General features: G+C 39.7%; 6 protein-coding genes. All 6 read left to right on the top strand.

All coding sequences use genetic code 11. The annotated features are described in order from the left end of the window. Positions 1–116: 116 nt before the first annotated feature. The 6 genes from B2X72_RS04250 (at position 117) to B2X72_RS04225 (ending at position 9,256) form a co-directional block, all read left to right on the top strand. Positions 117–1,187 carry a S41 family peptidase gene (locus B2X72_RS04250; protein ID WP_088160189.1) on the top strand — a complete coding sequence of 357 codons (1,071 nt, stop codon included), beginning with the start codon at positions 117–119 and terminating at the stop codon, positions 1,185–1,187. 34 nt (positions 1,188–1,221) lie between these two features. After that, positions 1,222–2,313: a DKNYY domain-containing protein gene (locus B2X72_RS04245; RefSeq protein ID WP_088160188.1), complete on the top strand. Its 1,092-nt coding sequence runs from the start codon at positions 1,222–1,224 to the stop codon at positions 2,311–2,313. A gap of 368 nt (positions 2,314–2,681) precedes the next feature. After that, positions 2,682–4,145: a hypothetical protein gene (locus tag B2X72_RS04240; RefSeq protein ID WP_088160187.1), complete on the top strand. Its 1,464-nt coding sequence runs from the start codon at positions 2,682–2,684 to the stop codon at positions 4,143–4,145. 127 nt (positions 4,146–4,272) lie between these two features. Further along, positions 4,273–4,800, top strand: coding sequence for an RNA polymerase sigma-70 factor (locus B2X72_RS04235; RefSeq protein ID WP_075991001.1), 528 nt, complete (start codon positions 4,273–4,275; stop codon positions 4,798–4,800). A gap of 96 nt (positions 4,801–4,896) precedes the next feature. Continuing rightward, complete coding sequence (locus tag B2X72_RS04230) at positions 4,897–5,844, top strand: FecR family protein (RefSeq protein ID WP_088160186.1); 948 nt, start codon at positions 4,897–4,899, stop codon at positions 5,842–5,844. A 67-nt stretch (positions 5,845–5,911) separates the two neighbouring features. Further along, positions 5,912–9,256, top strand: coding sequence for a SusC/RagA family TonB-linked outer membrane protein (locus tag B2X72_RS04225; RefSeq protein ID WP_286848374.1), 3,345 nt, complete (start codon positions 5,912–5,914; stop codon positions 9,254–9,256). The last annotated feature ends 4 nt before the right edge of the window (positions 9,257–9,260 follow it).

Raw genomic sequence — 9,260 nt, 5'->3', positions numbered from 1 at the left:
ATTGTAAACAACTCACGAATCAATTATATATATCTACTATTTTTAGGCTATTCAATTATTAAGCTATCAGAAAATACGCTATTTCTTTAATTGCATTAATTTTAACAACGATATCCATGACCAATACCAAATTATTCCTCATCTTTTGTCTTGTTTTCTTTGTTCGACCAATATATGGTCAAACCACCTGCAACTGCTCACAGGCACTTAAGCAATTAATTGTAAAAATAGAGAGCGAGTACCCTGGTTTTCCAGAAAAAACCAAGCAGAATAAGGACCTGTATCAAGCTAAAAAAAATATATTGACGAAGAAAAGCTTACTGGTTTCAAATGGGAGCTGTATGCGACTTTTGCAGGAATATCTTGACTTCTTCCAGGATGAACACATTGTCTTAGATGATCTTTCCAAAAAGAAAAATGCTCCACAGACAAGTACCGAAACCCCAAAGGCAGAACCAGAAGAGGAAATAAGTTCAAAATCGATCAGTCCCGATATATTTTATATTAAGATCTCAAGCTTCGGGTACGAAAACATAGCCCCTTTCAAAGAGCTGATCGAAAAAAACAAAGAAAAGATCGAAAGCAGTAAAGGACTTATTATAGATGTACGAAACAATGGTGGTGGAACGGACGATGTATACCAGCCCCTATTGCCCTATATCTTAACTAACCCGATCCGGATTATGAGTGTTGAGTTTTTTGCGACACAGACCTTAGTCAATGGGTTGCGTGATTATGCCATCAAGAATATCAAGCAGGATTCTCTGAATGAAGTAAAAAGAATTGACGAAGATCTGCGGGAATACAGGGAGAATATCGGAAAATTTGTACTGTATGGTGACGAGAAGGTGATCATAGATACGATTGTCCTTAATAAAAAAAGTCCGCAACAGGTCATTATCCTAGCCAATAGAAATGTAGCCAGTTCAGCGGAGAATTTTTTATTCAGTTCCCGCCAGAGCAAAAAAGTAAAAATCATGGGAACCCCGAGTATGGGCGCCCTTGACTATGGCTCTATACGTGAGTTCAAATTTGGTTGCGACAACTACCAGCTCCTTTTGCCAACCTACCGATCTACCCGTTTACCGCAATATCCGATTGACAATATAGGTATACAGCCCGATATCTATCTGGATGAATCTATTACAGACTGGATCGATTTTGCGGTGCGTTACATCAATGAATAAGCAATAATTGCGATAAAGTATAACGTTGGCGAGTATGAAAAATATCTTAAAAATGGGAATAATAAGTGCTTTGATAGGCCTGCTCTTTTCCTGCAAAGAGCAAGTGAGTCCTTTGTCTGAAGATTACTACAAAAAGAGCGGTGCGATTTATTTTATACCGGGCGGAAACGGCTTTGAACGAGGTTCGAGAAAGATGGTTGCCGATCTGGCAAGTTTTGCTGTGATCAAAGAGGTCTATGCCCGCGATAAAGATCACGTCTATTTTATGGGATGCCCGCAAGAGCTGGTCGATGTAAAGACATTTCAACTGAAAAACAACATTCCAATCGATCAGGAGCATGTATTCAAGTTTGAAGGTTTTGCTTCGCCTACTTCAACGTGTAGCCAAAATCAGCTCACCATTATCGAAAGAGCAGATCCTGCAACTTATACAACATTATATCATCAACTTCCAGCACTAGCTAAAGATAAAGCACATTACTTTTATAGGTATCAACCGCTGAACGTCGACTATGCTTCATTCAACGTAGTTAACAGTAATTTTGTAAAAGATAAAAATCAGCTTTTCGTAGTAACAGACAAAGCGATTCTTCCGCTCCACTATAAAACAGAGAACGTTAAGGCTCTCAATATAGCCTATCTACTACTGAATGACCGAATACTGCTCTACTACGAGCCTTATCAAAACATCGGTATACTGGAGATCGAACTTCCTTCATCAAACAACATAAAATTCCTTAATGATAAGACAGTAATCATTGACCAATTGGTGATTATCTCGGGTAAGCAATTTGAATATGCAGCGGTCGATGCCGAAAGTTTCGAGCTATTGGAAGGGGCAAATGGAAAAGTCCTTTGGTCGCGCGACAAAAATCATGTCTATTACGAGCAACAATTATTTGCCGAAGCAGATCCGAAAACCTTCGAGGTTCTCAAGTTCGCTGTAGCAAAAGACGCGAACCACATTTTCATTGGAAATAAAATATTCAATGGCCCTGATGTAAAAAGCTTCAGAAAGGTTGACAAGTCGCGAGTAAACCATGATTTCGAAGATGACCGGGGCAACAAATACTGGTACCAAACCAACAAAGGGGAGGTTATTTTGGTTCCGGTTACTAAAAAGTGATCACACTAATCGGCTCAACAATAAGCGAAATTTGAGCCGATTAACCAATTTAATCGGCTCAACCCCAAAATTAGCGCTGCTCCTTCCCGATATCATCTGTCCAATCAACGGTTAATATTATATTCCAACAGGCTATAACTTACAATATACGGTATTCCATTTCACTTTCATTACACTAAATCTCTCCTGATTGCCGTCAAGATAATCACTGAAATCGGCTATTTTTCCAAAGCTTGTTTTCCACTACTTTAGCTTCGAAACCAACGCGTTTCAGAGCGTGTACGATTCGCATTCGGCCTCGATCAACGAGAGCAATTGCAATAACATGCGAGTTGCAAACAAACAGGTTCAATTTATAGAAAAAAAGGATGATCAAATCAGTATTACTAAGTATAACAGCTATGCTATGTATCACAGCATGTGCACAGGAATCCGCCATAATCACAAAAAATGACCGGGTTAAATGGATTCCCTATCAAACCAAAAACAAGCAGTTTGTCTATGTCGACAGTGCATTCCATAAGAAGCTATCCCAAGAGTTCCATTGGGCTCAGCCGTTCACGTCCACAGGATATGCACTGGTAGCCAATGAAAAGGATCAAACAGGGATCATTAACAGCAAAGGTGAATTTATCGAACATTATTCCGACGCAGATTTACAGCTCTTAGACCTCAAACAGCTGACTCTCGTAATGAAACGTCAGGAATATGAAAAGAAATTGCCCTTCTGGAAATGGAACTGGAATATCCTAAGCAGTTATATCAAGAAAACAGCTACTTATGTTAAGCTCGAAATACGGGTATTGGAAAGCAATCAGGTCCTGTTGAAAAAAGATATTCCTTACGATGAGAACGAGTATAACCTTGCAACTTACCCCTTAGACGACAAGCACCTGATCCTCAATGGAAACCTGTATCTGCTAAAAGATCAAAAACTTAAGAAAATAGAAGAACACATTGAAATGCCCTTGGAAAACGGTCGTTATATTCCAGCATCAGCAAACAGTTTTGCCATCCTTGATATTCAAAGCAAAAAAAAGGTTTTATCCGCTTTGACAGGCATTGACAAAATAGACCTTCTTTGGAAAAATGAGGTCATACAGCTCGATTCCATCAATCAGGAGCGCTACAGCCCAACAATCCCCAAACTACTAAAGGACAATAATACAGGGACTATATATGCCTTTCCACAATACGACAAAGCTTTTCCAAAACAAATTAGACAAGCCAATGCGACACAGATTGCCTTTCTAAAAGAAATATCCTTAGTTTATTCGGTGACTAATTCGCCCTATTTTATTCTGGGCAGATTTAACTACGATCATGCGATCTGGGCTTATGATTGGCTATATATAGATAAAGATGGCAACTTATTGGACACCATCAAAGCCCCGAATTTCTATATCCTGGATCAGGTGGGTAATTTGGTGTGGCCAGACAAACACATGTTACTCACCTCGAATGCCATGGAAAAGAATTGGAAGACCGGAAAAATAAAATACATCGATTCATCAGAAGATCTTTATTTAATTGATGTAAAACGAGGTGATCTGGAACCTACAAAAGGCCTATGGAATTCAAGTGCAAAGACTTGGGATATAAACCCCGATTTCGAACATATTGAAACCTTAGATGGTAAACGACAAATCTTCGCATTACAGGAGCATAAAGATGGTCGCTATACTTTATACAACAATAAGACAAAACAACGAATCGGCAACAAAAGCTACATGACCATCAATCCCAACGGTTGGGTACAACATAAAAATGAGCACAATCAGAATGAGAACTATTTTATAGACATTGCTACGGGCGAGGAGTATAAAGAATAAAAATATACCGCTCAATTTCAGCTCAAATTGCCAAGATTAATTTATAACAGACAAAATATACTCTTTAAGATTTATTAACTTTAAAGGAATACTGAGTTATTAGCTTTGTCCAATTAAAACTGATCTTGTGAGCGAATTATTGATAGCATCATTAAAGCGAGGTGACCACTTTGCCATGGAACAGATTTTTAATCTGTATTGGGAAGCCATATTTGATGCAGCTTTTAAGAAAATAGGTGACGAAAATGTGGCTCAGGACATTACCCAGGAAATCTTCATTTCGCTGTGGGAAAACCGTGAACAGGTCATCATATCTGGTGGCCTTGCAGCCTATCTACATGGGGCTGTAAAATTCAAAGTAATCAACCATTTTCGGAATACGACAGTTAAAGATGGACACAAAGCCGAACTAGCGACTTTAATGAACCAACAATATGCGGATTCAGCGGACGACCTGCTGATCCTAAAAGATGCGCAGCAAAAAGTTGAAGAAGCGTTGATGCAGCTTCCCGAACGTATGCGACTGGTCGTCACAATGAGCCGCAAGCAAGAAAAATCAATCAAGGAAATTGCGAGCGAGCTGAATGTATCGGTACAAACCGTCAAGAATCAAATTACCTCGGCCATGAAACTGCTCAAAAAAAGCCTCTCTTAGGCAGTTCCTACATTTTTTTGAGTGTTAACAATAAATTAATATACTCCTAATATTTTCGACTAGTACCAATTCCCATTTGAAGTGACATGTATTCAAATGATGGAAGAAAAAGCAAAGCAGCTACTGCAAAAATATTTAAATGGAGAGGCCAGCGCCGCCGAGATTAAACAAGTCGAAGATTGGTACGCCCAACTGGATAACGCATCAAAAAAAATTCCGCAGGAACGCAAGGCAGCACTGCGCGAACAATTATTGGCCAATATCCAGTCCGGTATTTCAGAAAAGGAAAATAAACGACCTTCCCTGCTGTATTCACCTGTATTCAAAATAGCGGCCGCTATTTTAATGATTGCTTCTATAGGACTTCTTTATTGGAAAGTAAATAATCAACCTATCGCACCATCTGCGCAGATCGTCACGACAACCCTTGCAGGTGAACATAAAAAGATTGTATTGGCAGATGGTTCGGAAATTATCATGGAACCATCTTCAAAAATCAGCTATCCAAGTAAATTCAGGGGAAATATCCGTGAAATAGCACTTACTGAAGGGGAAGCTTTCTTTGATATTGCCCACGACGAGCAACACCCATTTCAGGTACAGCTTGCATCCAAGCTAGCGGTTAAAGTATTGGGTACCTCCTTTCGGATAAAAGCCTATCAGGCTTCCGACCAAGTCGAAGTCACTGTTGCTACCGGTAAGGTTGCGGTACAGCAACAAGATAAAATCTTGGGTATATTAACCAAAAACCAGAGTTTACGTTACAGCAAAGAAACCGCACAATCTTCGCGTAGCGTAGTAGAAAAAAATACCGCTGTCGCCATAGCGTTTGATGGAACAAACCTCCAAGAGGTCGCAAAAAAACTGGAATATATCTACAACATTGAAATTATCTTAAAGGATACATCGCTTAGGTCTCTAAAAACAACAGCCACATTCAATAGCACACAAAATCCAGCAGAAATACTGGATATTATCTGCAGCCTACATCACCTTAAGTACAGTACGATTGAAAAGGATAAAGTATTTAAAATCCACAAATAATGTCTAAAAATTTACCTAAAACATCTTAGTCACCATGCGTAATTCATTACCTAATTATTACAAAAAAATGAAAACACCTGCATTCAAGAGAGAATTCTCTTTTTACCGGATCATGAAGTATCCCTGCATCGCATTTTCGATTACTTCAGTATTCTGCAGTTCATTGATGGCCTCCCCAAGCATGGCCCAACGTTTGGACAAAAGCAGCGTAAACATCAAAATAAGCAAGGGCGAAAAACTCGATGTGATTCTCCACAAAATCGAAAGTCTTTCGGGCCTTCATTTTGTTTACAATCCCGATCTATTGCAAGAACGGAACACAATCTTAAGCGGCAGCTTTAAAACTGAACCCGTTCGCTCCCTCTTGAATAAGCTTGGAATCAATGCAGTGGAAAAAGAGGACTATGTAATCCTGAACACACAAGCAAACATCAAGGCAGACCGAATCGTTACCGGTTTTGTAAGAGATACAACAGGGGCTGCAATTGCGGGTGTTTCTGTAAAAGTAGTAGGTACGCAGGTTGGGACCACAACAGATATAAAAGGTGCATTCCGTATCGAAGCAGGACCGCAAGCCGTACTTTCCTTTTCGATGGTCGGATTCCATTCTAAAGATGTTTCTGTTGGTGAAAATGAAGTTATAAATGTAACGCTAAGCGAAGAGCGTTCGACCTTATCAGAAGTTGTTGTAGTGGGATATGGAACCCAGAAAAAAGAAACATTAACAGGTGCTGTCAGCTTGGTATCACTTGACAAATTATCGTCTAGATCTGTCAACAGTGTTGGCGAAGTATTGGCCGGTAAATCACCAGGTGTTATTGTTACGAATGAAGGTGGTGACCCAACTGCAACGCCACGTATCAATATCAGAGGCGCCGGTGGTATCAATGGCGAAAGTGTACTCTACGTTATTGACGGTTCAATTTTCCTAGGCACCCCACAGCTCAATCCAAACGATATCGAATCCATTTCGGTCCTTAAAGACGCATCGGCAGCGATCTATGGAGCGAGAGCTTCCGGTGGTGTGGTATTGATCACCACTAAAAAAGGAAAAAAAGGACAGATGCAAATTAGCGTTGATGCCAAGTTAGGTCAACAAAGTGCATGGCGAAAATTACAGCCTTTAAACGCCGAACAACGTGCACAAGTAGCTGCTACAGCCGCTCAAAATGGTGGAACAACTATCCTACCTGCTTTTGATCCGACCAAATACCCAGAAGGTTTAGTCACCAAAACAAACTGGATGGATGAAGTTTTTAGAAACGCGACACTACAGGATTACAATGCTGCAATTAATGGTGGTAGCGAAAAGTCTAACTTTTACCTGAGTTTTAATTACCGCAACGCCGAGGGTATTGTATTGAATACCAAAACCAAACGCTATAATTTCCGTATAAATTCAGAACATCAACTTACCCCTTGGTTGAAAGTTGGTGAAAACTTATCCTATAGCAGTACCAATGGAAATGGCGCCAATACCAGCAGTGACTATACAGGAGCCCTACTTTCTGCCATTTATTATCCAACTAATGGAACCCCTTACAATGCAGATGGAAGCTTTGCTGGTCTACCGGGTCCATTCCCTGGCGATTACGGTGATATCATTAATCCTGTTGCGGAACTGATGCGCATCGACATCAACAATCCGGTCAATGTCCTTGTTGTCAATCCTTATGCTAGCATCCAATTGGCAAAAAGCTTAACATTCAGATCTAATTTAAGTATTACTAAATCGAATGCTCGATTTAAAAGCTTTACACCAAGACGTCCTGAAATAGGTAAACCGGTTTTGAGCAATAGTCTAGTTGAACGAGCTGATGATGCAAATGATATCCTTGCAGAACAAGTTTTAAATTACAAAACTTCTTTCGACAAGCATCAACTTGACCTAACTGGTGGTTATACTTTTCAAAAAACAAAGAATACCTATCTATATACTTCCGGAGCAGGTTTTGACGATGAGTCCAAACAATACCGTTATTTAACAAATGCGAATACCATTCAACCTTCGGAAAGTGGCTATGCTTCAACAGCAATATCATCGCTATTCTTAAGAGCAAACTACAGTTATAACGACAAGTATTTACTATCGTTGATTGGTAGACGAGATGGTTCATCCATGTTGACAAAAGAAAATAGATTTAAAAACTACGCTTCTGCTTCAGCAGGATGGGTAATCAGTAAAGAAGAGTTTTTAAAATCAGCAACCTGGTTAGATCAATTAAAATTACGCGGTAGCTATGGTATTTTAGGTAATCTCGGTAGTTTGTCAGCTGCAGCTGTTAACCCGCTACTAGCATCGACACAAAGTTATTTCGGCCAAACACCGACCTTACAAAAAGGATACGTACAAACGATTTTGGCCAACAAGAACCTCACTTGGGCAGAAAGTAAGCAGACCAATATAGGTGTAGATTTGGGAATTTTCAACCATTTTAACTTAGTCGCCGATTACTTTATTAAGGAAACAAATAAAATGATCCTGACCAGATCACTGCCAGGTACAGCAGGTTTAAATAGTCAAACGATCAACGCGGGTTTAGTCAAAGACAGAGGAATTGAGCTGGGATTAACGTACAGTAGTTCAAAAAATTCCGACTTTACTTATTCCATCAACGCAACCTTAACCAAATTAAATAACAAGGTTGAAGAATTAGCACCGGGCTTGAACACCATTGCTGTGGGTACTAATTTCAGAAATGAGTTAGCCCCACTCTCTATTACCGTCGGTCAACCGCTCTACAGCTACTATGTACTAAAAACAGATGGTATCTTTCAGAGCCAGGCCGAAGCTGATAATTACAAAAATGCCAATGGACAAAAAATTCAGCCTAATGCAAAAGCGGGAGATTTCAAATTTGTAGATATCGATGGCAATGGTTCAATCGGACCTGAAGATCGTTATTTTGCGGGCAGTGCATATCCAGATTTCTCCTATGGATTGAGCTTTAATGCGAATTATAAGGATTTTGATTTTAATATTTTTGCTCAGGGCGTTCAAGGCAACAAGCTTTTCAACGCTATCAAAAGAACAACGTATAGTGCGAGTGGACCTTCTTACAATAAGTTAACGGGCATTTTGGACGCCTGGTCTCCAGAAAATCCAAACGGTAAAGTGCCGATCATCTCCACTTCAGATGCAAATGGCAATTTCAATGCGTCTGATTTTTACATCGAAAATGGTTCCTACCTCCGCATTCGTAACGTTACATTAGGCTATACCTTACCAAAATCAATTGCAAACAAATTTAAGATGGGCAACGTACGTGTTTATGCAACGGCCAACAACCTATTTACCATTACGAAATATACAGGTTTTGACCCAGAAATTGGAATGGATAACAATGGTCTCGACGTGGGACGTTACCCACAAGCCCGAAGCTTTATTGTTGGTTTAAATGTCAATTTTTAATCTA

The sequence above is a fragment of the Sphingobacterium sp. UBA7253 genome (assembly GCF_002472745.1).
Taxonomy (GTDB): domain Bacteria; phylum Bacteroidota; class Bacteroidia; order Sphingobacteriales; family Sphingobacteriaceae; genus Sphingobacterium; species Sphingobacterium siyangense.
Note: the sequence above shows the minus strand (reverse complement) of the source record. Positions and strands in the feature narration are given on the sequence as shown.

What these genes read in the sequence shown, in the direction of transcription:
- B2X72_RS04240 (WP_088160187.1), top strand. Translation starts at nt 2,682, where the DNA reads ATGATCAAATCAGTATTACTAAGTATAACAGCTATGCTATGTATCACA.
- B2X72_RS04245 (WP_088160188.1), top strand. Translation starts at nt 1,222, where the DNA reads ATGAAAAATATCTTAAAAATGGGAATAATAAGTGCTTTGATAGGCCTG.
- B2X72_RS04250 (WP_088160189.1), top strand. Translation starts at nt 117, where the DNA reads ATGACCAATACCAAATTATTCCTCATCTTTTGTCTTGTTTTCTTTGTT.
- B2X72_RS04225 (WP_286848374.1), top strand. Translation starts at nt 5,912, where the DNA reads ATGAAAACACCTGCATTCAAGAGAGAATTCTCTTTTTACCGGATCATG.
- B2X72_RS04230 (WP_088160186.1), top strand. Translation starts at nt 4,897, where the DNA reads ATGATGGAAGAAAAAGCAAAGCAGCTACTGCAAAAATATTTAAATGGA.